We start from the raw sequence: 23548 nt of genomic DNA on the forward strand, positions 1-23548 counted from the left end.
TTAGAGCTAGGCTTATTTTCCGCAGACATGGACAAGTAAGTTTCAATGCAAAACGCTTGATTTTACTCTGGTATAATCTTTCCTTATAAGGGAAGCCATAGCGTTATTAGAACCGTTTTGATGAGAGATAAAAAATAGATGTTAAGACTTTTGCGTCAGATAGAAAAATGGAAACTTGCATCGTTTAGTTTACTCATGCTCATTGCCGCATTTTTTATCTACAACCAGATCGGTAATCGTATTTCCCGTGTCGATGAGGCAACATTTTTGATCGGGCAACTGAATACTGTCTTGGATGCAGCGGAGCAATATTCTCATGACAATGGCTCTCTGCCTCCTATTACTTCCGATACCGACACGAACTTCGGCTACTTAAACATCAATCACTTAATTGAAAATCCGGGCTTATCAACATGGCGAGGACCATATCTACCTTATGGCGATACATGGATAGGTGGTGATCAGTACATCGATCACCCAGATTACATAGCAACGCAATTACTGCTTAAGGAAAAGGATAGTCTTTGGATAAGAGGAAGCTCCGAGACAGGTTGCGAATCGTCATCATCCACTTGCTCTGTTGCAGCTTGTATCTGGTTGGTACCAACAAAAGTCGCACAAGAAATTAATAAGATTTTGGACGGCAGTTCGAGTATAGAAAGCTCAGATGCGACAGGAAAAATACGTTACGAAAAAGCTTTTGGTGGCGCTCTTATCTGTATGATTGGAGATGATTATCCAATGCCTTCAGCACAGACAAATTAAGTCGTTTCTAATTACCTCACTGGCAATTTGGTCTTAGTTTTTACCTGACCGAAGGCGAAGCTGGATTCAATAGAAGCAATATTAGGCAGGCGAGTTAGTTGTTTACGGATGAACTGCTCGTAGCTTTTTAGCGATTCACTGACTACATGCAATAGGTAGTCGTGATTGCCCGTCATCAGAAAACACTCTAACACCTCGTCAATCACTTCAATGTGCTGCTCAAAGTCTCGCATGTTCTCTTCTGTCGGCTTTTCAAGTTTCACCAACACAAACACATTGACTGGCAGGCCACACGCTTCTTGGTCGACACTGGCGTGGTAACCACGAATTATCCCTTGTTTCTCTAATGCTCGAACTCGGCGTAAGCAAGGAGAGGGCGACAGTGCTACTCGATCGGCCAACTCTTGATTAGACAGCCGAGCGTTGTTTTGCAGTTCAGCCAGTATTTTCTTGTCGATCTCGTCCATTGGCATAATCCATCAATATTGAATTTAGTTTGGCAATATTATTGCTCAAAGTGTATGTCTTACTTCGCAAATAGCAATTTTTAACATCTGCCCAAAACTAAAATTAAAGAAGGAACAACAAGCATGGAATGACTTAGGAATTATGAATACTTCAACTCAACTTAGCCCGCTGCGTAAAACCACCAAACACGAACAAGCAGAAGCTCTTGCCGTTGAGCAAGCAAAGCATTTTGGTATCGACCCAAATAGCGATTACGGCATCACGCTGATTGAACTGGCGACGACACTGTACCAAGCCAATACCAAGACACACGATCTTTGGGCATTGACGGTTGATGGACTTTCAGAGCTCGATAAAAGTGACCGAATCGCTTGGTTTAACGCCAAACGTTTTTTGTCATTCCAGATCGCTAAGATCCTCGATAATCTGCAAAACCCAATGCGCGCCACTTACCAGTCTATTGCCACCAATAATGGTAATTTTGCGTCTAAAGGTGCGTATCCAATTTTCGATAATGTCGCTGCTATATTTTCTGCAAGCCCTGTGATTACACGTACCGCGACCTATTTGTTTGCGTGTACAGAATGGATTGAAGATGCGTTTAACGGTAAAGAGCCGTTGCACGATATATATTCTCGACTGCTTAACCCTACATCGATTTCACTGGCTAACCATATGGTTGATATCGAGGCAGGCTCTAGAGCCAACGAATACCTCGCATGGAACTTTAATTCGGGTATGGCGGCCATTGATGGATTGTTGAGCCATTTACTTGGACATGAAGACATAGTCTTGGCTTCACGTAATATCTATGGCGGTTCTTACCAGTTGTTGGAAGATTGGTTTGGGAAACCGTCTAACCTAAATGTCGCGGTGGAGTGGGTGGATGGTTACTCCGATGATGAGTTTGCGACGCGCCTTGATGAGGTTGCTCATAAATACGCAGATCGCATCGCTGCGGGTAAGAAAATCTACGTTTACCTAGAGTCACCGTGTAACCCGCATGGATACGTGTTGGATGTTGCTAGTATCAGCAAAGCTGGTCACGTTCGTGGTTGGGATGTGATTGTTGACTCAACAGTAGGCACGCCATTGCTGCATCCAGTACTAAAACGCGACGATGTGGCTGAAAGACCAGATTATGTGATTCACTCCTACACCAAAGAACTGGCGGGTTCTGGCACCACAACTGCTGGGGTTGTGATTGGTCGCAATGAGACTATGTTTGTGCCAAAAGGAGAGGAGGTCACTTTCACCAAGCCCAACGGTGATGAGGCCAAAATCCGATGGAACGAAACGCTGTTTTGGAATGTGTACTACATTAAGGGTGCATTCCTAGATGCAGATAAAGCGTTTGAAGTGCTCAATGGTATGAAAACGTATGAGATGCGAGTGGTGCAAAAAACGATTAATACACTGACTCTCGCGAAGATCTTTGATGCTCACCCAGACATCAATGTGTCGTGTCCTGCTTTGCCAGATAGTGATAACTATGAACACTGCCAGAACAACATGTACTTGGGGCTACCAGCGGCGCTTTTCACTATCGATATGGAAGGCAATGGCGACCGTGCGCCAATCAATCGAGATGGCTTCAAACAGTTCTTCGACATGCTTGAGCCCGCTATCGGCATGCAAGTAAGTTTAGGGCAAACCAATACAGTGGCGCTGTGTCCAGCACTGACTACGCACTCAGAACTCAGCGATGAAGCGCTCAATGAAGCCGGTATCAAACCGACGACAATGCGTATCTCTATCGGCTTGGAAGATCCTCGAATGTTCATTGCTCATATTGTCGAGGCGGCTAAATTGTCGATTGACCGCAACCACGTAGATTTCTCATCCAGCTTCCCGAGTGGTGACAATATCGATGAAATCTATATGCAAACTTATATGGATGTACACCAGAAGTTTGTGAAAAGCTTGCCGAAGTTCAGTCAGCTGAGTCAGTAACTTAGGTCAGTTAACAAGATTAGTCAGTTAAAGGCCGTCAATAAAAAAGCACCCAGCTGACTCAATAGTCGGTAGGGTGCTTTCTCGATGATCATATTGGTTTACCAAGTCACTTACTATTTAGGCTGGTGGCCTGTCTTCTTCGCAAGTTCTTGCATAGCCTCGGCAAACGTAGTTGTTCCGCCTTTCGCTTTAACCTGAACCACCTTATATCCTTGGCTTTCCAGCGCTTGGCGCTCTTCTAAAACGGCTTTGTCATCTGGTTGACTGCCTTGCACAGGCTGATGAATGTAATACCCTTCTAATTGACCATCTTCGACCAGTTGGTGGTGTTTCAGTGCATTGATATCAAAATTCATAGTAAGTCTTTTCGCTTTAAATGGAGAGTCTCTGTGGCAAAGGCCGCGAGTCTTTATAATTTTATGGTTTGTACAATAGGCATTTTAACCATAAGAAGCTAGCGAAAATTAAGCAATCCAATGGAATGAAGTCGGGTGGTCTTACTTCTTCAATCTCTTATTGAACGCTGGGAAGGAAAGGGGAGGAACTGAATGCGAACGTTTCAATACACCCTTATCTGACCTTTTCGTTCAACCATTGAGCGAAATCGGTACAAATCATCAACCTTTCCAAATGTGGAATCCTCACTTCTTTTATTGGCTCTGTTTTCCATTTGTGAATGGTTATAACCTAGTTTTCGTAGAAAAGAGAATCGAATAAGCCGTGAGCGCGGCGCTTTATAACGAATGAAAACTAGGTACAAGCATGAACGAAAACTTTTATAGATACGCGATTTACACTGTTTTTTCAGCGGCAGCATTGTTCTCCGCTTTTTTAGTCACCTCAGATAATGTTTCCCCTTTTACCACTCAAGCGACTTTGTATCGTAACGTCGCGACCATTGCGCCAGAAGTGTCCGGCGTAATTACCGACGTCATGGTTAGTAATGGCGAGTTGGTTGAAAAAGGTCAACCATTATTTGCTATCGATGCCAGTAGCTACCAATTGAAAGTGGCACAAGCGCAAGCCGAACTGCATCAAGCGCGTGATTCTGACTCAGCGAAATGGCAGCAATTAGCAGCAGCGAAACAAACACAAAGCCAACGAGAATTCGAATATCACAACGCGAAACAGAAACTCGCACGTAACCAAAAACTGCGTAACAAAGGGCTTGCGACTGAACAAGATCTTGATGATGCAATCACCAATACACAAGTTGCGAGTAGTGCGGTTGAAGCTGCGAACGCGGAAGTGAAACGCATTGAGGTTGAGTTATCGACCCAAGACCGCACAGCGGCCATTGAATTAGCAGAAGCAAAACTTGCCAGTGCGGAACTGGATTTAGGCCACACTCAAGTCGTCGCGCAAACGGAAGGTGTCGTGACCAACTTACAATTGCAATCGGGCAGTTATATCACTCAAGGCACTTCATCATTGCTGCTGGTGGACGAAGCTCATGCGTGGATCAGTGCAGACTTCAATGAGAAAGGCATTGATAAGCTTACTAATGGCCGCGAAGTCTTGGTCTCTTTTGATGCGCTACCGGGCAAAGTCTTTACGGGTGAAGTGAGTAGCCAAGAGCGTGCGATTTACGACACCAATAATGCCAATGGCAAGCTGTCTAGCGTGACTAATGATACGCGTTGGATCCGTGAGCAACAGAAAGTACGTACCCGCATTACAGTTAACGAACTGGATCCTTCGATGATCTCAGGTTCACGAGCGAGTGTGATTGTTGAAAGCGGTAACCCAATAATGCACGTTATTGGCTCGGCTTGGATTCACTTGGTTTCAACATTTCGCTACATCTATTAATAGGAGATGACTATGTGGACATTCGAAAACACTGCACAGGGTCAGTCTCAACGTAATGAAGCGCTGCGTGTCGCACTTACTGTGACGATTTGTATGGTGTTGGGAAAGCTACTAAACCTAGACTCTCCCGTTTATCTGGCGTTGTATCCAACCATCATCATGACCAAGAATAAAGATTACTCTTGGCTTGGCCTGATCCGTACTTTGTCACCCACTTTATTGGCTGCAAGTACAGCGCTGGTGGTGACTGAGGTATTTTCACAGCATCCGTTTGTGGTGTGGACCATTAGCCTGTTCTTCTTCGATTTTATGCGTCGTCGAGCTACTACACCGGCAAAGAAAGGTCAAATGTTGATGCCAACTTTCAACTGGATTTTGATTGTCGTGTTTGCTCAGCACACCACCATGGATATGCCGATGCGTATTCATGAAATTTTGTTATCCATGTTGATTACCATGGTAGTAGCAAAAACCATGGTGGCTCTGTTCCCTGTTGAGCAAGGAAGCAAGCCTCCTGTATTTAAAGAACAGCCTGTCACATTTGAGAACAGAGCAATTTCACTCGCGTTGATTGGTCTTGGTTTGGCATTCTTGATGATTGTCGACATCATCTCTGCAACGTTCTGCATGGTGCCAGTGATTGCTGCTGCAACCCAAACCACACACAAAAGCTTTATCGACGTGGTTGACCGCCGTTTTCAAACTCAAGTAGGCGGCTGTGCAGTAGCCGCGGTGTTCACCTTGTTGATGGCAGGGCATCAGTCTACATTCGGTTACTACACCATAGTGTTGGGTTTATTTGCCTTTATGATCACCGCATCAATGGCCAAAGCGAAAGGTTCAGCCAGAGACGTTCATGCCGATGCGTTATTGGCGACTATGCTGCCGATTCAGTTGTACATGACCAGTAGCAATTTAGGGTTGGAAAGTACCTTCCTACGCGCTTGGGAGCTGACTGTGACTTTGTTTGTGCTGTGGGCTTTGTGTCATTTTGTTCGTAAGCCTAATGGTGAAGAGCCGGCACTCGTTCGCTAATAATCAAATCCGGCCAACCGATTATGGTCTGATTTGATTGCGCCTTTCATAAAATTAAAAAATGCTTTTACTTTGGCTGAATCTTCTAAATCTTTATGAGTCATCATCCATAGGTCTGTATTTTGGTGCATCACTTCCATATCTACTCTTTGCAGAGTTCCCTTACTGTTACCTAAAAAGCAGGGTAAGTAGGCTAACCCCATCTGATTTTCAGCCGCGATGATCAGGGGCTCAAAAGAGTCGGCTTTCATGACAATTTTGTCTTCCGAAATCAGTTCAGAAACCTGTAGCGAAGCACTGCCTCTATGCATCATTAACCAAGATGCAGACTTTAAGGGGTGCTTACTCTTAAGGCCATTTATATATTCTGGCGATCCGTAAACACCAAAGGCAATTTTACTTAACTTGGTCCCAACTAAATGGGCTGGCAACTCATTTGCCGGGCGAATCGCGATATCTGCATCTAGGTGTGAAATATCCAATTGACGAGATGTGAGGCTGAGTTCTAACTGAATTTTTGGATAAAGCCGATGAAAAGCAGCCAAATGAGTACCCAGAATGAGGCGAGATAACGCATCGGTCGTCGTTATTCTTAGCGTACCTTCTAGCTTCAATTCCTGTCCAAAAACCTTGTGCTCCAATTCTCTTACTGTGGATTCGATAGCGAGAGCTGACTCCAGAAGCTTTTGCCCTTCAACCGTTAGTTTGTATCCGGTAGGAAGTTTATGGAAAATTCGTAATTTGTGACGATACTCAAAGGTGTCAATACGACGTAAAACGGTGCTGTGGTTTACACCAAGTGCTCTTGCCGCGGCCGACAGGGATCCTTCATTCGCCACTGTTAGAACATATTGCAGGTCATCCCATCTTATGTTGTGCATTTGCGCATATCCAACGTGTTCAATTAGTGAGTTTACCAAAAATTTAGCACAGCTATAGTTATCTCAACAAGGCAACAAACAGAACTGAAGTTCAAAGCATGCACTGATGGCACTTTTAATCTCCCACGCATTGAGCTTCAAAATTGACAATCAGGAGAAAGAAAATGTTAAAGAAAAATCTACTTATCGGTCTAGCGAGTCTTCTGGCTTTCTTTCAATTCACTCCAGCCCTTGCAGATGAAACAAAAGCAGTCGATTCAGCAAAGACACTAGAAACGGCTCAAGCATTCTTATGGGCGGCAGGCTCAGGTGATATGGCAAAACTCGAGTCATTAATGGCCGATGATTTTGTCTGGCACAACGAAGGTGACGCCGACATCCCTTGGATCGGTAACTGGGAGTCAAAAGAAAAAGTGCTCAACACTTTCTTTCCTCTATTTGGCGCAGGTTTGAAAGTCACAAGCTGGTCAACAGACTATAGTTTTGTAAACGGCGACCAAGCAGTATTCATGGGCAGCATGAGTGCCATTGCGAATGAATCTGGTGTAGACACGGGTAAATTCAGCTGGGCGGTTCGAGTTCAGGTTGAAGATGGCAAAGTGAAGAGTTGGAACTGGTTTGAGGATAGCTACGCAGTATCTAAAGCTTATCACGCCAAACAGTAACCACAGTGACCAATTAGGTTGTAAAGGCTCGATATGCTGTAGACGTATATCGAGCTTAACTTGGTTTTGAATAGCGACGCGAAGAGCCTATTCAACAATCCGACAGTTAAAAGGACACCTGAGACAATCTAGTTCTGAGTTTCAGTGTACGAGCCAAATAACGTACTTTGGCACTATTAAGTTTGGAGAAACTATCTATGAGCAATAAGCTAGCGAATGCGACTAATCTGTATATGGAAGGTATCCGAGATGGTCATGCATTAGAGGCGGTAACGAAGTACACCGGTCAACGTTATACTCAACATAGCACTGGGGTTCGCAACGGTATTGATGGTTTTGTTGAGTTCTTCGAACCGTTCTTAAAACGCTGCCCTGTTAGAGACATAAAGATCATACGTTCAATCGTCGATGGCCAATTCGTGTTTGTTCAAGCATTCCAAGATATTAATAATGGCGAATATAAGTGGGTGACTACGGATCTATTCGATACCGATAATGACGATAAAATTATTGAACATTGGGATGTGATTTCTGCCTTCGAAGCTCAACCGACGGAAGGGGAAGGTCGACTGCAAGGGCCAATCAATCATACTGACTTAGATAAAACAGAGGAGAATAAGAACCTTATCCGTGATTTTTTATGTGATGTCATGGTACTAGGGCAGAAAGACAAGCTATCAAAGTATCTCCAGCACGAAGAGCTAGCCGTTTATCAAGCCTCAGATGTGAGCCCTTTAGATAGCTATATTGGTGGCTATGACCAAGTGTTCAAGATTGTCGGTCAAGGTAACTTCGTAGCAGCTTACAGCCGAGTTATTGATAATGGTCTCGAGGTTGCGCGTTTTGATCTATTCCGAGTTGAGGGAGGTCAAATTAAAGAGATATGGGTAAACCAAGAGCCCGTGCCACCAAAAGCAGAATGGGTAAATGGCGGGAAGTTCTAGAGTCGCTTTAAGGGAGTTACGCCAATAATGCTATCGCTAAAACAAACCGAAAAAGCGCATCCTTGCTAACCTTACTGGTTGTGTGTGTTTAACCTCTTGAATCTTAGCCAACATATTTTGTGATGGAAGAATATTTACACTGTTTTACAACTCGGCTTAACGCTCCACAATGCAATCGCGCCCTTGAGATTTTGCGTCGTATAGGGCGTTATCCGCTCTTTTAATTAATGAATTCCAGTCATCGTTTATGAGGGCTTGAGTCACTCCAATGCTGACAGTATACGTGCCAGAAGAGAGCTCTTGATTGGAGTTGTGTTTTGCGTGGTTTCTTATTCTTTCAGCTATCTGCATTGCTTGAACTTTATTCGCTCTAGGTAACATGACAACAAACTCTTCTCCACCATAGCGAAAACAGAAATCGCTTGTGCGGCATGTATCTTCAAGAATTTGACCAAAGTGCTTAATCACATCATCTCCCTTGTCATGACCATAGGTATCATTAATTTTTTTGAAGTGATCTAGGTCGGCAATCAGTACAGAAATGTCACTCTCTCGGCCTGGTTGAACAAGCTTCGGTATCAGTTCTGCTAGGCCTCTACGGTTATAAAGGCCGGTTTGTTCATCAGTGATCGATGAACGATAGGTCTGCTTCAACAAACGATCAGTTAAGATCCAAAACACTGAAAATGCGAGGCTAACAATTGTGATTGTCATGATAACGAAAGACAATTTATGAATATCTGATATCAGGGAATAGTTCGAATTCGTTCCTTTGGTATGAGCAAGTACGCCCCTAATTGCCATATAGAGAATGTTGATAAACAGGGTCAGATTCAACAGACACTTTGCTTCTCTGTTATCGTGCTTTTCCCCTGAATAGTTTGCACAGAGGGCTAAGATACATATCGTCACAACGAGAATACTTCGAGCCTCGATCCTAGAAGTAACAGAAGGCGCAATTAGGGCGCTATAAAGGAAGAAGCTAATGCCAAGGGAGCTAATGATGATTGATATTACGAGAAAAGATCGACTTGCTCCTCGTAACACGGTTATGCCGACGAGTAGTAAACCAAAAGCCGTTGCGTATGCACCATTGGAAAGAAAAACGATGGATTCTGAAGATTGAGTAACGCCGAACGAAAGTGGGGTAACACTGGCTCCTAACAGCAAAGCAGCATAAGCAATATAATTCACCCCTAACGTGGTGCCTGCGAGTATATATTTATGCGTTAACAACATAGCGCTCGCAACCGTGGCTGCTAACAAAGAGGTATATATAGCTAAGGTGTGAACATCCATGAAATCACCAACAACGTAAAAAATGAACTCCTCAATTCAGTATTGCGCAATTTGTATTATGAATGTTTAGTAGTTAATCATTATTAAACCATATGCTAATGCAGATCAATTTTTGCTCAGGTGCATTTGTAAGCGTTGGGCAATGTACGAGTTGTTCCAGAGCCCGACCTTGGCTTTGTTATACTTTTATTTTAGATTCTCTAAACCCGATGTATCGACGCCTTTTAAGGTGTCTTTTGCTACTTCATCTAAATCTGTCGTTGTCGATTTTTGAGGATAACCAGCAGCGGCACCTTTACCGATCGCTGTTGCTTCTGCTTGTAGTTTTTTCCCCTCAGATTCACCCGCGATCCAGCCTTGTTTGTAGTCACTGTCTGACTCAAAACGCTTCCCATCTTTTATGTAGTTTTCGAAGCTATTGCCGCTTTCTTGCATGCCGCTATGCCTACCGTCATGAAAGCCCTGTATGTAAGAGGTGTTGTGACCACTCTCAATCAAAGCACTATCACTTGTTCCGCATCCGGACAAAATAAAAACTAATAAGATTAAAAACAGTTTATTCATACTCAAAGCCTCGGAACTCAGTCGTCTAAATGATAAGAATAGACCAAGATCATCTCGCAAAGGCATAACAGCGCTCTAGGCGGGAAAGCTTGTTTGAGAATCATGATATTCAAAACTTGAGAGAGTAGAGTTACTACTGCCTTATTAGATCTAGAACGATAGCAAATCACTGGGTGGTAATTTGCTATCAATTACAGAGTGAATATCCGTTGTGCATATTGGTAAGTTCAAGAATTAAGACGAGGTGACTTATTGCTTATTTGAACGGTTAACGATAAAACTCAATATCACGACTGCAATACTAAAGCCCACAACACCAATCCAACCCGCACGTTCAAATACCTGAATTCCCACAAATGAACCAAACGCACCACCGAGATAGTAGCCAAGCATATAGATTCCGTTGATACGACTTTGAGCTTGTGGGTCAATTGAGAATACGCGTACTTGGTTCGATACTTGAGCGCTAAATACCCCAAGGTCGATGAGAATGATACCGACGATCAATCCAGCCAATGTGTCAGCGAAAAGCCCCGATATAATAAAACCAGCAGTAATAATAACTAACGCCATACTGATCATGTTTCGAGAGCCAAACTTGCTCACCAGTGACCCTGAAACTTTTGCTCCAATGACTCCAGCAAGAGCAATAACACCAAACATTCCTGCCTGTTGTGCATTGTAGTTAAACGGAGATTCACTGACATGCAGAGCTAACGTCGCCCACAGCGCATTGAACGAAGCAAACCAAAGCGCGCCAGTTAAAGCGGAAGTACGCAGTGTCGCATGCTGCTTGATTAACGAGGCCATGCTCGCAACCAGTTTAAGGTAAGGTATTTTCGTTGTCGGCGTGTTCGTCGGTAAAAAGGCATACAGCAACACACCAAAGACCATCGCAATAATTGCTGACATCATAAATACCGCGCGCCACCCAAACTGCTCACCGATGAACCCACTGAGTGTACGCGAAAGCAAGATGCCCACAGTTAGGCCTGTCATTAATGTGCCAATGACTTTTCCTTTCGTTTCTGGAGTACTTAGTGACGCTGCAAATGGAATCAGCTGCTGAGTGATGTTGGCACTCAAACCAATCGCAAAACACGCAACAACCAGAGCCACTAAGCTAGATGCAGTAAACGCGACAAAAGATGACAACACCAACATGACAGACAAGATCGCTATTAGGCGTCTGCGGGGTAACGTGTCTCCTAAGGGCGATAAGAATAGCAATGCCACGGCATAACCAATCTGACCGGCAGCTGGCACTGCGCCTAGCTGTTCGCTTGTTAACCCTAGCTCTGCGCCGATCTTAGGTAAGATGGGTTGGTTATAATAAAGGTTTGCAGCAGTTGCCGAGACTGCGCTCGACATCAGTAATAAACGTCCTGTGCTCAACACTTCTGTAGTCAATTTTGACATGGTGACACCTTAACTTTGGTTCATCGTTTTAATGAATGATTTCGATGAGCTAAGTCTAAGGTTAGCGATTGAATAACAAAAATAACCATTTGATTTAAATTCTATACGAATATGGTATAGATAACTTTCTAAGCCATGTTTTGTTGAATCGCCTCAATTTCACTCTGTACGACAGCAACAAAGACACTGGCTGTAGGGGATAGAGTATGCGAATGGTGTGTCATCACTAATGGCATTTGTACGTCCACAGATTCAAGATTAACAAATACACATCCCTCACTGCGTAAATCACGAATTGCATGCGGTGCGATAGATACACCTAAGCCAGAAGAGACTTGGGTTAACACGGTTTGCATGTTGTTGGGTTGTTTTTTTATATTTGGAGAGAATCCAGATAGGTCACATTGAGTAATGATGGAGTCAAATAATCCTACCGCTTGTTCACGTTCAAATAAGATGAAAGGGTCTTGCTGCAGTTGTTTCATTTGAATGGTGGAGTATTTAGCCAACTCGTGGGTGACGGGCAAAACAGCAACAAGCTTATCTGTATAAATCGTCACCGAGGTGTAATCATCAACAAGCAGGTTCGGCAGTGGGCGAGAGAAGCTAATATCGATCTCTCGTTTGTCCAGAGCTTCGATCTGTTCAGAAGCCGTCATCTCAACAAGATCAACATCAATATTGGGGTTTTCAGCAATATACTGTCGAACTAAACGAGGCAAAAAGCTCAGAGTTGCGCCTCCAAGATAACCAATAGTTAAAGTACCAATACAACCAGAAGAAGCTCGAATCGCGGACTGTTTTGCTTGTTCCGTTTGTTCGATGAGTCTAATCGCATCTTTAAGTAAGTGCTGCCCTGCGGCGCTAATGACGACTTCGCGAGATGTACGGAAAAATAGGCTCACTCCAAGTTCGTGTTCAAGGCTTGTGATATGGCGGCTAATGGCAGGTTGAACGGTATTTAACTCTTTTGCAGCTTTTGAAAAACTGCAATGTGTCGCGACAGCCACAAAGCTTTTTAGTACTTTGATTTCCATATAGCCTCAATATAAACCTAGGTGATAAAAAAGCGCTAACTTGCGCCTATATTGCTTTTATTATCAATCACAAAGACCTTGCTAGCAAACCTTAGGGTAATAACGTTTGCAAGGCTCTGGTCACTTGTGAGAGTGGGGCGATAATCCTACGTATTCAGCTTTCAAGCTTTCTGTTTTCTAGATAATTCTTTTTCAAACTTTTAGTTTTCGAGCTCTTCGTTTTCGAGATTGCGCCGAACTAAATCGTGCATTTGTTTTACAGTCATCAGTGCTAACCAGGTAATTTCTTCTACTGAACGTTGACCCGTTGTGGAAGTTGGGTTGTGGGCTTCAATCACAGATTGATAAATTGAATCGCCGCAAGCCTCTTCTATTGGCATAGCTCTATATAGTTTGGTTTATTTGAAAGCTAATCTATGAGGTTTAAGACAGTAAGATAGGGTTCAAAAATAGACAGCTTGGTAGTTGATGGAATCAGTACAGAACGAGATTCGACTTAATCCTATCTTCTCGCTGCGATTGTATTCATTGATCGAGTGGTCAAAGCCATAGGCTGTCGACGGGGCCATATATTGAGTTATGCCTTGCTGTGTCGCTGTTATTTCATCATGGCCATGACCGCAGAACACGTCACGAACGCGATATTTTCGAAGCACTTTCATCACATCAGTATCGTTCTCTAGGCGGATCGCTTTCATCCAATCTGCACCGACTGGAATGACAGGGTGGTGAACAACCACGATAGGATCATTGGCCTTTCTCAATTGTTGTTTTAGCTGAGCCATGCCGCGGTTATCAATACGCCCTGAACCAAGTGGGTGGCGGCTGTCTAGCGGCTTGAAGCTTGAGTCTAGGAACACAAACTCTCGTTCACCGATGGTGGCTTTGTCGGTGACATAAATCGTCGAGCCTTTTAGCTCTGTGCGCATTAAGCGAGAGTCATCATGATTACCCGCAATCACGTAAATGGATTGGTCGCTAATGTGTTGCCTAATGAATGCCTCTAATCGAACGTAGTCGCCAGACTTTGGGTTACAACAAATATCACCAGTCAGAAAGATGGTCTTGCATGCCGTGTCTTTGTTGACGTATTCCAGTGCTCTGCGCAGGTTCTCATAGCTGGATTCATCGGAAAGGTGGCAATCACTGATTTGGTACACGGTATTCATTGTTATTGTCCGGTAATTCGATACATAGAATTAAAAGTGATAGAAAAATGCCTGCTAAATCAGCAGGCATTTATTGGTGTTATTTCGCTTTTGATGCGGCGTGGTGTTCAATCATGAAGGCAATGGCTTCATTGCTTAAACAAGATTTACTCACATATTGGCGCTGTTTACCGATATGCAGGATAAAACCAAGATCGGTCTGCTCAAGTTGGTCGATGTCACTCCACGCGATGGTGTTGGTCGCTTTGTGGTTTTTGTAACTTACTCCGTTAGCGTCACCTTGAAAGACAATTTTGCTGCCTGCGCCTGAGCTGATTTTTTGTCGCCATAACCACCAGGTTCTTTTGCAGTACACACTGAATGCTTCAATCACACTCAAAACAATAAAGAACCAGCCAACATAGCCGTTAGGTAATAGTTCAAATTCCAGTAGAACCACACCAAAAATAAGAAACAGTATTCCTTTTAAGTAGGCTTTTGGAAATTGAGTCGGAAGGCTAGTTTGATCATAACACTCCGCGAAAAACGTCTTGTCGAGTTTGTATTCTGTAGTGAAACCGGGTTCTTTAGACATGTGAGGCTACTTTATGGTTCTCTGTGAATGGGCTGTCAGTGGGCAGGTGTCCCACGCTGCAATTTTGCAACTTGATTATTGTATCGCTTCTCACTGTTTTTATTTAGATATTTTGGCTCTGTTTTGTAAATCGATGATACTTAACGGGTCTATTCTAACTTTAGCTATCAGACTAGTGTAGGGGCATCTTTAAAGTCACCTAAAAAATTGGTGATGGGATGGATAGACCTGTGGAGTCACCCGGTTGTTGGGACTACTGGCATTTTTGGATAAAACTTCGATCTCATTTTGTTGGTTGATGGAGTCTATAGTGATTAGTGTGCTTTATCACTGCTGTTGAGGGTGCTCTAACAGAATAAATATATGAAGCTTGCAAAGTTCATCACCGTTCACTCTGAGAGGCCATGCCCAAAGCGATACCTTGGGCATGGCCTTATTCTATTTCAGTTTTAGGATCAGTACTCGATGAATAATGACACCTGCTTAACGTTAATGAAGAAACTTCTTTCATAGGGAGAAGAGGTAAGAGCAATATCTAGTTTGTTCAACCCAGACACTCTCTTCTCATTTAATGCTTCTAATAGTTTAGAGTTGGTAAACCTAAGCGTTTGACCGGCTTCTACGTTGTTGAATGTAGTGAGTGGATTACTCCATGCTGCACATATTGTAAAAGACTCACAGAACGTGTCGTAATCCAGTGTGTTTGGAGACCAAGTTTGATTAACGATATGCGCAGTTACATTGTTGAATGGAAATTGAAGAGTTGAATCTCCGAAATCAACAATAAGCGTTGCCTGTTTAATTTTCCCTCGAACCTCACTTAAGTCAAAACTCGCTAGTGTTTCGTAGTCGTATGGGATTGAAGCCCCCGCTCTTAAGTAACCACCGACACGATGTTGCGTGACATGTGTTGCCGGGGTTGCTTGCCAGTTTTCTCTTTCCAAACCGAATAGGTTAGAGGGGAGGGTCACATTCACTGGCGGACTGAAATCAGAGGCTTGGTATGGTGGAGTTTGACCGAGCACTCCTTGTCGATAGGAGTCAACGCCACTGTAGATTAGCAGTGCGTTCAGTTCATAAGGACCATCGGCTTGCTTAAACGTGTCACCAGGAACGGTAAACTTGATGGTGTTTTCGCCAGCCTCAAGCGGTTCTTGGAAACTCACTAGCTCTAAATACTCTCCGGCTGCACCAACGATATTTACCGAACCTGTGTAAGTTCCACTGCGCGTAACATGGATAGGAAACTCAAAACTCAGCGAATCAATGTAGGTTCCATCTTGCGACATAGTCGGTGTGGTGACTAAACTCCCCGTGACTTCAATCGGTTCGCGGCAACGCTCAAAAGATGCTAAATCAATAAATTCTTCAAACTGAATTCGAGGGGCTGAAATTCGTATGTCATCTTGAGTGATTGCGTAGATGATCGTCGGGTTGGAGGTCAAAGTAGACGCTGAATCAAACGCGCCAAAAATATCTTCAGTTGAGTACTGTAGAGTGACGATTTGCTTCGCAGGTTTGAGTTGCAGACGTTTGCTTGTGTTGAGCTCGTCAATTCCATCGGTGAGGTAACCATGAATGGCAAAATCCCCCGCGGATTTAACATCAAGTTCCAAGCGCTGCTCTAAGGCAATAACACAGCCTTCAGAGGAAAACAGTGGAGCGAGTGAGAGGCTGACAAATTCAATGTCAGAGGGTAGTACGTGGATTTTTTTACTTGTCTGGCGAGTGATAGTTGTTCCATATTCTTCAAAAGACGTTATGCCTTCAATTAGATAATCCCCTTCAGCGGGTGGAACGAAAATATTGCTGTAGACACCATCTTTAGCAATAGCATCGAAATTGACACCCTCATCTTTAAGCGTCAGGCGTGTTTTTATTCCAGCTTCATCAATGATCACTGCGCTGGTTTGGGCACCTGTGATTGGATTCCCTTTGTTTGTCAGTAATGCAGAAACGGGAACTGGTTCACCGACCACAAATTGGTTTGCAGCTATCGCCATGCCAAACGCAATAGGGGATTGGATCGCAACCTGAGCAATAATTACTGTGTTGTAACTTGGGTTTGGAAAATCAACGACGATCTTCCATTCGCCAGGTTCAGGGTTAGTTACTTCAGGCAAAAATAAATAGCTGCCCGGTAGCGGCGGACTTTGTGTGTCACCTGAAAGTATGTTCGCTTGCACATCATTGGATGATGTTGCGACTTGCCCGTTAGGCTTGACTAAATATACGGTTGCATCATCCAACGGCACGATGATTTCTGCTTTTAGGGCTTCCGCTTTGTCGATGGTAAATAGCATTGTGACTTCGTTATCGTTACTAGTCACTGGTTGAGATAGTGTCGTGCTTGTACTCATCCCAACGGGTATTGCATTACTGGCGATAGCCGGTGTGATGAAGGTACAGAAAAGACTGAACACCATCACTAATTGCTTGATGAATTTCATTGTGGCCACTCCTTAGCGCATTGAAATAATTTGTTGTAGAAAACGTTCAACGTTTTGTCCCGTTTTCATTGTTGAGTGGTTAGCCAATACGTTACCCAATGCATTGGTATAACTTGGGTTAGCGCTTGCCAAGGTCACAACAACATCATTTTCTTGCGGTACTGTTTGAATGGCTTGGTAACTGACTATGGTGATTGGATGAGCTTGTGGTCCATGCACACTTGGCATTGTGACCGATTGAGTTTGAGTATCGAGGTAGGCCGCAGAACTAAAGCTTCTTAGCGCCTGCCAAGCGGTAACGCCTGCCCAACGCGATCCCCACGGGAATAGGCCAACGATATCAGGATCTTTCTCAATAACACCGTCTTGGTTGAGATCGGCATTTGCCCCAATAGAAAATGTATTTGCAATATTGCCGCGAGTACGCATTTGGATCGCGTTTGATGCTGTATCCGTTGTTAGATCACGGATACCAGGCATTTTAGGACCCGCAAACGGAATATTTGGGAGTTGCATGTACTTGCCAGCGTAATTATTTGGATCGGTACTGACGTTACTGTAGATATCGGCGTAGTGGTCCATTTTTATCACCGACAAATCTGCTGCGACGCTACCAAGGTGAGGTGTGGAGAAAGTAGAAAGGGAGGTTATCTCAAAGGAAGGGCTAAGTGCTTTGAGGTTTTGGGTATCTAGCCCGCCTTTACTGTGTGCAATGACGTGAACTTTGTCGGATTTCAACTCATCGAGAAAACCCTGAATTTTGTTGTTCAAGATATTAGCGTTAGTCGCTGTGGTTCCATTTTTGTCAGCAGAGAAACGAGTATAACGAATGCCATAGTCATCAAGTGTAGAAAGCACGCCTGGAGCCGTATCATCATCCCAAGTGTCTGATTGTGCAGCAATGCCATGAGCAAGAATCACAGGAATGGCAACATCAAACTCGATTGAGACCCAATCGACAGACATACACCAGTTGTCTCCCGTATTGCCAGTATCAATATCGACGCGAATCTCATTGTTTTGGCCGAACTTGATATCACTGATATCGACTTGAAGGTTAGTATCCGTCCAGCGGTTATCAGAGCCTTGCAGCGTACCTAAAGATTTTCCGTTAAAAGATACGACATCTATTTCTGGAGCAATATTACTGACGTTGGCATTGGAGTCTATGTCGAAGACCGGCATGCTAATCCTTGCGTTAGAACCGAGAACGCCTTTTTGCTGCATATCGCCCAGTTTACTTGGGGCAATTCTCCCGTCACTTTGTAAAACGTTGGGGCTGACAACCGTAGGAACAGGTAAAGAGATAAGTAGAGGTCCGCCAGAAGCATAGGTACAACCGGTATCCAGACCAGGACCAGAATTGACAACATAAACGCCGAGTACTTCTTGCGGTGGGGCTATCCCAGAGCTTTGTGAACGCATCGAGAAATTACGCAATTCGTGTGAATCAGGTATATCTTCGGCACTCGCGAAACTCGGAGAAAGTAACAAAACACTGAGCGTGGCGCTCGGAATGTATAGTTTCATTTGTTTACCTTTGAGTATAGGTTATCCAAGAATTTGGTTGAAGAAAGCTCTATCTGTAGTTGTAAGGTAAAGGCTTGGAGTTTGATGTGAAATTTATTGGGTATAATTTCGGCTTGTTACTCAATTGATAAAACTGCTGCTCTATTTTTTTTCAAAATAGGAAGAGTGCGATCGTAGTTTCTGGATTGCGGAAGTTATGTCCTTATTTTCAAAAGGAGGGGGATAGTGCTCTAATATTGTTAGAACAATCTAAGTTAGTTTATGAAAGAGTAGCTAAGAATAGGAAAATCAAAGTTGGATGTAGGTTTGTTACAGAACTACATAGAGCGCGCTGTTCTGAATGGCTGACTACTAACCTAACTGGCTGTGCAAAGTTAGGTTAGTAGAAATTATGTGGCTGTTAATTCAGATTTGAGAGATAAGGGCTAGTGTTTTTTAGTAAAAATGGTAAAGGTCGCAATAAACTGAGGTTTGTTATTACATCGTTCGCTACATAGTGAAAACAGGCGACATACCGCTGTCTTGTCCACTCATTAGCAACAAGCCAATTAAGACAAGTAAAACACCACCGAATAGCTGTAAATAATGACCTGCGGCTTTTAGTGAAGCACTGTTATTCTTGTTACCTGCTGCCAAATAGCGTTTTACCAAGTTCTTGCCTGTTAGTGTCATTATAGCAATCGTCGAGGTTGTGAAAGCAGTACCAATCGCCATGGCAAAAGCACTGACAACACCCATCCAATATAGGCCAACCATGTTTGCGAAAAGCAGTACCATGATGGCTCCGGTGCACGGTCTTACGCCAATCGTCACTATAATTCCAACATATTCTCGGAGCGTTGAGGCTTTGTTGATTGCGTCTGCGTCGGCTACATGCTGGTGGCCGCACCCACAGTCGGCATGAGAATGATCTGCATGAGTGTTAGCTGCGGCTTGCATTGTGCTAGTAGCGTCGATTATCGGAGAAGGGGCTGATATTGATGAACGAAGTGCCATTGGCGAACGCGCTGAAATTGTCGCAGCTGTGTCTGTTGCGAGTGTAGTGATGGCTTTCACTTTCAGCTTAGGCTTACGCATAGCGGTGTAGATGTTTTTCAAAGCCTTCCAACATATAAGCGCGCCGACGACCGCGACTAAGGCAAAGCTTAATGAAACAAACATATTCGCTTTGTCATTCACTACTCGCATGGAAGCACTAAAGCCCCACAGCAACACGCTTACTAGTAAGATTGCGACCAATGCTTGTAAAAAAGCGGAGACGACCGTAAGCACTAAACTCGCCTTGGCTTTGGTTGGGTGAGTCGCTAAGTAAGTCGACACGATAACTTTGCCGTGCCCAGGCCCCAAAGAATGAAGCATGCCATAGATAAAGCTGAACCCGATAAGGTAACTGCCTGCGCCCCAAGGGTTGGATTTAGCTTCATAGAGCAGGTCTGCAAGTTCTGAATTGACTTCTCTTTGCCATTGAATGCTAGAGATAACTAACGATGGCCACATGGACCACAGTTGATACGCACCAATAGCAATAAGCACGAACGCGCCAGCACCAATGAGGTAGTGATTGATTTTGGATTGATTTTTCTTCATTTAACAAGAACCTATATCTGAAATCTTTCTGTTAATTAGTTGCCATGCTTAATCAGCTAGACGCTGACTTAAAGGCTGAAACGAATCACTGCGACTAAGAAGCGGGAACCGCCGCACAATGAAGCTCAACCGATTGTGTAAACAGTTGGCCTAGCGTGTTATCTGGATCTGCATCGACAGGTAAAGACATTGCATAACTCATTTGCTCTGGCGTCGGGTTAGGCTCGATTAATTCTAAATGGCATTGTCTTACTAGTTCAGGTGACAATGTCACGTCGCTGTTGGATAGCCACGACATGTCGACAAAGTAACTAGGGTCAAAAATCAATACGCGAAGCGAGTTTCGTGTCACAGGCTTAGGTTTAGAAAGTGGTAGGTCAAATGTTAGAACCATCTTGGCTTTATCACGCTCAAACTTTGCGTTCTCAACCACCTGATATTTGATGGGCTCTTCACCATCATAAAAGTACGTGAAGTAGTGCTCGTACATCATGTTTTCGATTACAGACGCAGCGAGCTTTTTGAATGTTTCAGTTTCTGTATCGGCAGAGACGTCTTCTCCATCCAACATGTACATCGAGGTCATTGCATCAAAAGACCACTCCATAGAGAGACCGGTGATCATGCCATTCTCTCCCTCAATATGAGTTTTCATCTCTATCCAAGAGTGAGGGTGGGCATATAGATTTGGCGCAAAACACAATAATGCTAGGCCAACAGTCAAGCCCTTGAGAGAGCGAAAGCATGTCGAGAAACGGCTTACATAGCGTGTGGAGAGGCGATTGATGACATCGATTAGAATAAATGGCTGTTTCATGAGAAATGATGGTAATTTAGTGTGATGTTATATTATAACAACCCGATGCGTTGTTCTCTTCAAATTATAAGCTTGTTTACATTGAAGCCGACTGCAATTCTTGATTTTCAATCCAACCTATTTTTCCTATAAACATCTTTGATTGGTCCCTAATTCGACATTATTCAGACTAGTGTGTGACGTTGAATAGTCGATTAAGCTCTCGGTTGTGCGAGGCCTTTTTGTAATGGGTTTGAGCTTGGCTCTTGATAACAGGCATTAACAACGCAAAAAATACCCCCAGTAAAAATACTACCCCCTAGTATATATGGTTATTTGAAAGGTAACTGAGATAGGCTGAATATGACGGTAAGTTTGGGTGCTTGTGATCTTAGTTATCGATCCAGTAAATCTTATTTTTCACATGATAGTTATTGGCATATGCCAATAATTGGGCGTATGCTGAACTCCTGATCATCAATAACAGGAAGTTACTATGTTATACGCAGTACCTTGTCGCGACCTTCATGTTGGCAACCACTTTGCTCGTTCCCCACAGATCGCGATTGTCGATGAACAACGACAGATAAAACAGATTGTTCCTTTGATTGACTCCGACACCTCTTGCAATAAAAAGAAGCAATGGATTTCGGTTCTCCGTTCTTACGATGTGAAATCTGTGGTGGTTCGTTATATTGGTAAGAAGATGCTGGCGCACTTGTTCAATAACGATATTCGAGTCTTGGCATCGACAGGTAAGGCAGAAATCGGGGCTTTGGATTTCGACAATCTACGGGAAGTGACCGATCTCGATTATGGTCGCGAGCCGAGAAATAGTGGGTGTGGCAATAAAACGTGCGGCGAAAACGGGCACAAAAAACAAGCTTCGATTCTAATGGTACAGCCTAATCAGCTAGGTGCTATTCGAGGGTTCCGACAATGACCTTTTTGTTGACGCTATTGGGGTTTGTCGGAGTCGTTACATTGATGGCGATAGGCGTGATTTTTTCGCGCAAGCCAATCAAAGGCAGCTGTGGAGGATTGGCGCAGTTAGATATTGAGCGTGAATGCAATTGCAAGGATGTGTGTGAAGGGCAAAGCAAAAAGCTGTATCAGATTACTGAGCCATCAAGCTAAGTATCGAAGTAAGCATCAGAGTTCTCGCTCACTGAGTTAAATAACTTCTGGCTAACACGTTAATTAACTACTTTGAATCACCAACGCGTGACCATTGACGATGCACTTGGCGACTTTAGCTCGTGCACGCTTGATAATGTTGCCGAACGTTTGGCGAGACACCTGCATTTGTTCAGCGGCTTCAAGCTGGCTCAGGCCTTCTTGATCAGCCAAGCGCAAGGCTTCGAGCTCTTCCAATAGCAATTCTTCTTTATGAAGCTCGTCCATAGGAACACCATTGGGCTTAAAACAAGAGTAAGCCGTACGGGTACACAACTGGCGATGTTTTTTTGGTCGAGCCATATCAATCTCTAGCAATCTATGGGTAAAGGTAAGTATGAAGGTTTTCTTTCCACACAATCATCGGCGTTGCCAAGTGTGCAGCCAAGGTTTTTTCAACGACAGCGCCATTTGTTTTGAAGCTATTGGCGAGCATGACACTTTAACTAAGCATGAGGCAGTAGCTAAATATAAAACCAGAGCCAAGATTGTACCAACAGATAAAACTGAGGGCTACGATGGCATCATGCAAGGTGGCATTGTCACTACACTGCATGACAGCGCGATGTTGCATTGTCTATTTCAGAATGATATCAAGGCGATGACGGTGAGTTTAACCTCTCGTTTTCATCATCCGATTTTGATTGGTCAAGAACTGGAAGTTCGTGCCCAGTGGGTGAAAAGTAGACGTAATATCTACTTCCTAGAAAGCCAAATTACTCAGTGCGGAAAGTTATGTTCGTCGGCACAAAGTCAGTTTATGTCAGTTTCTAGCTATCAAACTTAAGCTTGGTATAGCGGTGTTGTTTTATCAGTTATAAAAGTCCAACTACGGTTTCATAATCACTGAAAATAACGTGTACGAAGAAGAGATTAACCGCGCCCTGTTGAAGATTCGTGAGTCACGAAAGTGGCGTAAAATCTTGGTCGATTATTTCGCAGATCAGTAATCGAAATTAGAGGCTTATTCAAAAGCTTTTGGACTTTCGCCGTTACAGTTGATCTGAATCTGAGGCCTTGATCTTTTTGAAGTATTTAAATGCACTCCAAACCGCGTAAGCCGCAACCCCTACAATCAATGCCGAGCGAAGGAGAATAGGCGCATCATGCTCAAGTTGACCAACATGAGGAACAATACTGGCAAACAATCGACTGGTAAAAAGCAGCCCCATTACTAACATAATTACTTTATTCATGTGACCTGCCATACAATTGAGTACGTTGCACAGAACGAGTTTTGGGGCGATTACACGGTTAACACGCCAGACAACGATTCTGCTCGAAATAAAATCATGCGCTTCTCAAACGTAACCGTCAATGCGATATCGGCGTTAAGCCAGTAAGCTAAAATTTCGTTTTTGGAAGGGGGCTGTTCTGCTGCTGGAGTTTCGAGTTCGAGACTGTGGGAGGGCTATGACATC

General features: G+C 43.7%; 25 protein-coding genes and 1 pseudogene. 10 read left to right on the top strand and 16 right to left on the bottom strand.

The genetic code is table 11. The annotated features are described in order from the left end of the window. Positions 1 to 138: 138 nt before the first annotated feature. Positions 139 to 765 (top strand): type II secretion system protein, encoded by a 627-nt coding sequence (locus tag AB4623_RS01225; protein WP_372145556.1) that lies wholly within the window; start codon positions 139 to 141, stop codon positions 763 to 765. Positions 766 to 776: 11 nt separating this feature from the next. Here the strand turns inward: AB4623_RS01225 and AB4623_RS01230 are convergent, their stop codons facing one another. After that, positions 777 to 1232 (bottom strand): Lrp/AsnC family transcriptional regulator, encoded by a 456-nt coding sequence (locus tag AB4623_RS01230; RefSeq protein WP_017059083.1) that lies wholly within the window; start codon positions 1230 to 1232, stop codon positions 777 to 779. Positions 1233 to 1374: 142 nt separating this feature from the next. Here AB4623_RS01230 and AB4623_RS01235 point away from each other — a divergent pair, with 142 nt between their 5' ends. Continuing rightward, positions 1375 to 3186, top strand: coding sequence for a PLP-dependent transferase (locus tag AB4623_RS01235; RefSeq protein WP_372145558.1), 1812 nt, complete (start codon positions 1375 to 1377; stop codon positions 3184 to 3186). A 116-nt stretch (positions 3187 to 3302) separates the two neighbouring features. Here AB4623_RS01235 and AB4623_RS01240 read toward each other — a convergent pair whose 3' ends face one another. Continuing rightward, on the bottom strand, positions 3303 to 3545 hold the full coding sequence (locus AB4623_RS01240) for a hypothetical protein (protein ID WP_017059085.1): 243 nt from the start codon (positions 3543 to 3545) through the stop codon (positions 3303 to 3305). A 406-nt stretch (positions 3546 to 3951) separates the two neighbouring features. On the opposite strand from AB4623_RS01240, the gene AB4623_RS01245 reads away from it, so the two are divergent. Both AB4623_RS01245 and AB4623_RS01250 read left to right on the top strand, forming a co-directional pair. Further along, positions 3952 to 5001, top strand: coding sequence for an HlyD family secretion protein (locus AB4623_RS01245; protein WP_102428604.1), 1050 nt, complete (start codon positions 3952 to 3954; stop codon positions 4999 to 5001). Positions 5002 to 5013: 12 nt separating this feature from the next. Next, entirely contained in the window at positions 5014 to 6036 is a 1023-nt protein-coding gene (locus tag AB4623_RS01250; RefSeq protein ID WP_102428605.1) for a DUF2955 domain-containing protein, read from the top strand. On the opposite strand, the gene AB4623_RS01255 is transcribed toward AB4623_RS01250, so the two are convergent. Continuing rightward, a complete protein-coding gene (locus AB4623_RS01255; RefSeq protein ID WP_017059087.1) occupies positions 6033 to 6917 on the bottom strand; it encodes a LysR family transcriptional regulator in 885 nt (294 codons plus the stop codon). The two genes, AB4623_RS01250 and AB4623_RS01255, sit on opposite strands and share 4 nt — an antisense overlap. A gap of 164 nt (positions 6918 to 7081) precedes the next feature. Between AB4623_RS01255 and AB4623_RS01260 the strand changes: the two genes are divergently transcribed. Together AB4623_RS01260 and AB4623_RS01265 are read left to right on the top strand one after the other, a co-directional pair. Beyond that, positions 7082 to 7582, top strand: coding sequence for a nuclear transport factor 2 family protein (locus AB4623_RS01260; protein WP_017059088.1), 501 nt, complete (start codon positions 7082 to 7084; stop codon positions 7580 to 7582). Positions 7583 to 7779: 197 nt separating this feature from the next. After that, positions 7780 to 8526 (top strand): nuclear transport factor 2 family protein, encoded by a 747-nt coding sequence (locus tag AB4623_RS01265; RefSeq protein ID WP_017059089.1) that lies wholly within the window; start codon positions 7780 to 7782, stop codon positions 8524 to 8526. 156 nt (positions 8527 to 8682) lie between these two features. Here the strand turns inward: AB4623_RS01265 and AB4623_RS01270 are convergent, their stop codons facing one another. The 11 genes from AB4623_RS01270 to AB4623_RS01320 form a co-directional block, all read right to left on the bottom strand. Further along, on the bottom strand, positions 8683 to 9825 hold the full coding sequence (locus AB4623_RS01270) for a diguanylate cyclase (protein WP_372145560.1): 1143 nt from the start codon (positions 9823 to 9825) through the stop codon (positions 8683 to 8685). 186 nt (positions 9826 to 10011) lie between these two features. After that, on the bottom strand, positions 10012 to 10389 hold the full coding sequence (locus AB4623_RS01275; RefSeq protein ID WP_231625616.1) for a hypothetical protein: 378 nt from the start codon (positions 10387 to 10389) through the stop codon (positions 10012 to 10014). Positions 10390 to 10638: 249 nt separating this feature from the next. Beyond that, positions 10639 to 11808: an MFS transporter gene (locus AB4623_RS01280; protein ID WP_372145562.1), complete on the bottom strand. Its 1170-nt coding sequence runs from the start codon at positions 11806 to 11808 to the stop codon at positions 10639 to 10641. A gap of 128 nt (positions 11809 to 11936) precedes the next feature. Beyond that, on the bottom strand, positions 11937 to 12845 hold the full coding sequence (locus AB4623_RS01285) for a LysR family transcriptional regulator (RefSeq protein WP_102333226.1): 909 nt from the start codon (positions 12843 to 12845) through the stop codon (positions 11937 to 11939). A gap of 200 nt (positions 12846 to 13045) precedes the next feature. Next, a complete protein-coding gene (locus tag AB4623_RS01290) occupies positions 13046 to 13225 on the bottom strand; it encodes a hypothetical protein (protein ID WP_017059095.1) in 180 nt (59 codons plus the stop codon). A gap of 63 nt (positions 13226 to 13288) precedes the next feature. After that, on the bottom strand, positions 13289 to 14014 hold the full coding sequence (locus AB4623_RS01295) for a metallophosphoesterase (RefSeq protein ID WP_029235480.1): 726 nt from the start codon (positions 14012 to 14014) through the stop codon (positions 13289 to 13291). A gap of 79 nt (positions 14015 to 14093) precedes the next feature. Continuing rightward, entirely contained in the window at positions 14094 to 14588 is a 495-nt protein-coding gene (locus tag AB4623_RS01300) for a YcxB family protein (protein ID WP_065676948.1), read from the bottom strand. 455 nt (positions 14589 to 15043) lie between these two features. Then, a complete protein-coding gene (locus AB4623_RS01305) occupies positions 15044 to 17038 on the bottom strand; it encodes a choice-of-anchor X domain-containing protein (RefSeq protein ID WP_017059098.1) in 1995 nt (664 codons plus the stop codon). Between the two features lie 12 nt (positions 17039 to 17050). Then, positions 17051 to 18568, bottom strand: coding sequence for an esterase/lipase family protein (locus AB4623_RS01310; protein WP_372145565.1), 1518 nt, complete (start codon positions 18566 to 18568; stop codon positions 17051 to 17053). A 489-nt stretch (positions 18569 to 19057) separates the two neighbouring features. Continuing rightward, positions 19058 to 20155, bottom strand: coding sequence for a nickel/cobalt transporter (locus AB4623_RS01315; RefSeq protein ID WP_017069651.1), 1098 nt, complete (start codon positions 20153 to 20155; stop codon positions 19058 to 19060). Positions 20156 to 20249: 94 nt separating this feature from the next. Continuing rightward, positions 20250 to 20972, bottom strand: a complete 723-nt coding sequence (locus tag AB4623_RS01320) for a DUF1007 family protein (protein ID WP_372145567.1) — start codon at positions 20970 to 20972, stop codon at positions 20250 to 20252. Positions 20973 to 21447: 475 nt separating this feature from the next. Here AB4623_RS01320 and AB4623_RS01325 point away from each other — a divergent pair, with 475 nt between their 5' ends. Further along, the gene (locus tag AB4623_RS01325) at positions 21448 to 21894 is read left to right on the top strand and encodes a NifB/NifX family molybdenum-iron cluster-binding protein (RefSeq protein WP_017059102.1); all 447 of its coding nucleotides are present in this window, start codon (positions 21448 to 21450) and stop codon (positions 21892 to 21894) included. Continuing rightward, a complete protein-coding gene (nqrM, locus tag AB4623_RS01330; RefSeq protein WP_017059103.1) occupies positions 21891 to 22088 on the top strand; it encodes a (Na+)-NQR maturation NqrM in 198 nt (65 codons plus the stop codon). The genes AB4623_RS01325 and nqrM overlap by 4 nt, the downstream gene beginning before the upstream one ends. A 63-nt stretch (positions 22089 to 22151) precedes the next feature. Here the strand turns inward: nqrM and AB4623_RS01335 are convergent, their stop codons facing one another. Next, a complete protein-coding gene (locus AB4623_RS01335; protein WP_029235478.1) occupies positions 22152 to 22430 on the bottom strand; it encodes a DUF134 domain-containing protein in 279 nt (92 codons plus the stop codon). A 34-nt stretch (positions 22431 to 22464) separates the two neighbouring features. Here AB4623_RS01335 and AB4623_RS01340 point away from each other — a divergent pair, with 34 nt between their 5' ends. After that, positions 22465 to 22914, top strand: a complete 450-nt coding sequence (locus AB4623_RS01340) for a PaaI family thioesterase (RefSeq protein WP_102320058.1) — start codon at positions 22465 to 22467, stop codon at positions 22912 to 22914. A 34-nt stretch (positions 22915 to 22948) separates the two neighbouring features. After that, positions 22949 to 23077 (top strand): annotated as a pseudogene (locus AB4623_RS01345) (ABC transporter substrate-binding protein); the annotation flags it as partial. A gap of 42 nt (positions 23078 to 23119) precedes the next feature. Here the strand turns inward: AB4623_RS01345 and AB4623_RS01350 are convergent. Next, positions 23120 to 23323, bottom strand: coding sequence for a hypothetical protein (locus AB4623_RS01350; RefSeq protein ID WP_017059106.1), 204 nt, complete (start codon positions 23321 to 23323; stop codon positions 23120 to 23122). Positions 23324 to 23548 lie beyond the last annotated feature (225 nt).

Origin of the sequence: Vibrio sp. 10N.222.52.C12 (genome assembly GCF_041474215.1) — a bacterium.
Lineage (GTDB): Bacteria > Pseudomonadota > Gammaproteobacteria > Enterobacterales > Vibrionaceae > Vibrio > Vibrio crassostreae_C.

Coding starts and splice junctions, on each gene's coding strand:
- AB4623_RS01235 (WP_372145558.1), top strand. CDS start 1,375: ATGAATACTTCAACTCAACTTAGCCCGCTGCGTAAAACCACCAAACAC.
- AB4623_RS01300 (WP_065676948.1), bottom strand. CDS start 14,588: ATGTCTAAAGAACCCGGTTTCACTACAGAATACAAACTCGACAAGACG.
- AB4623_RS01350 (WP_017059106.1), bottom strand. CDS start 23,323: ATGAATAAAGTAATTATGTTAGTAATGGGGCTGCTTTTTACCAGTCGA.
- AB4623_RS01265 (WP_017059089.1), top strand. CDS start 7,780: ATGAGCAATAAGCTAGCGAATGCGACTAATCTGTATATGGAAGGTATC.
- AB4623_RS01295 (WP_029235480.1), bottom strand. CDS start 14,014: ATGAATACCGTGTACCAAATCAGTGATTGCCACCTTTCCGATGAATCC.
- AB4623_RS01320 (WP_372145567.1), bottom strand. CDS start 20,972: ATGAAACAGCCATTTATTCTAATCGATGTCATCAATCGCCTCTCCACA.
- AB4623_RS01255 (WP_017059087.1), bottom strand. CDS start 6,917: ATGCACAACATAAGATGGGATGACCTGCAATATGTTCTAACAGTGGCG.
- AB4623_RS01240 (WP_017059085.1), bottom strand. CDS start 3,545: ATGAATTTTGATATCAATGCACTGAAACACCACCAACTGGTCGAAGAT.
- AB4623_RS01325 (WP_017059102.1), top strand. CDS start 21,448: ATGTTATACGCAGTACCTTGTCGCGACCTTCATGTTGGCAACCACTTT.
- AB4623_RS01225 (WP_372145556.1), top strand. CDS start 139: ATGTTAAGACTTTTGCGTCAGATAGAAAAATGGAAACTTGCATCGTTT.
- AB4623_RS01250 (WP_102428605.1), top strand. CDS start 5,014: ATGTGGACATTCGAAAACACTGCACAGGGTCAGTCTCAACGTAATGAA.
- AB4623_RS01245 (WP_102428604.1), top strand. CDS start 3,952: ATGAACGAAAACTTTTATAGATACGCGATTTACACTGTTTTTTCAGCG.
- AB4623_RS01285 (WP_102333226.1), bottom strand. CDS start 12,845: ATGGAAATCAAAGTACTAAAAAGCTTTGTGGCTGTCGCGACACATTGC.
- AB4623_RS01315 (WP_017069651.1), bottom strand. CDS start 20,155: ATGAAGAAAAATCAATCCAAAATCAATCACTACCTCATTGGTGCTGGC.
- AB4623_RS01275 (WP_231625616.1), bottom strand. CDS start 10,389: ATGAATAAACTGTTTTTAATCTTATTAGTTTTTATTTTGTCCGGATGC.
- AB4623_RS01270 (WP_372145560.1), bottom strand. CDS start 9,825: ATGGATGTTCACACCTTAGCTATATATACCTCTTTGTTAGCAGCCACG.
- AB4623_RS01260 (WP_017059088.1), top strand. CDS start 7,082: ATGTTAAAGAAAAATCTACTTATCGGTCTAGCGAGTCTTCTGGCTTTC.
- AB4623_RS01305 (WP_017059098.1), bottom strand. CDS start 17,038: ATGAAATTCATCAAGCAATTAGTGATGGTGTTCAGTCTTTTCTGTACC.
- AB4623_RS01335 (WP_029235478.1), bottom strand. CDS start 22,430: ATGGCTCGACCAAAAAAACATCGCCAGTTGTGTACCCGTACGGCTTAC.
- nqrM (WP_017059103.1), top strand. CDS start 21,891: ATGACCTTTTTGTTGACGCTATTGGGGTTTGTCGGAGTCGTTACATTG.
- AB4623_RS01340 (WP_102320058.1), top strand. CDS start 22,465: ATGAAGGTTTTCTTTCCACACAATCATCGGCGTTGCCAAGTGTGCAGC.
- AB4623_RS01230 (WP_017059083.1), bottom strand. CDS start 1,232: ATGGACGAGATCGACAAGAAAATACTGGCTGAACTGCAAAACAACGCT.
- AB4623_RS01290 (WP_017059095.1), bottom strand. CDS start 13,225: ATGCCAATAGAAGAGGCTTGCGGCGATTCAATTTATCAATCTGTGATT.
- AB4623_RS01310 (WP_372145565.1), bottom strand. CDS start 18,568: ATGAAACTATACATTCCGAGCGCCACGCTCAGTGTTTTGTTACTTTCT.
- AB4623_RS01280 (WP_372145562.1), bottom strand. CDS start 11,808: ATGTCAAAATTGACTACAGAAGTGTTGAGCACAGGACGTTTATTACTG.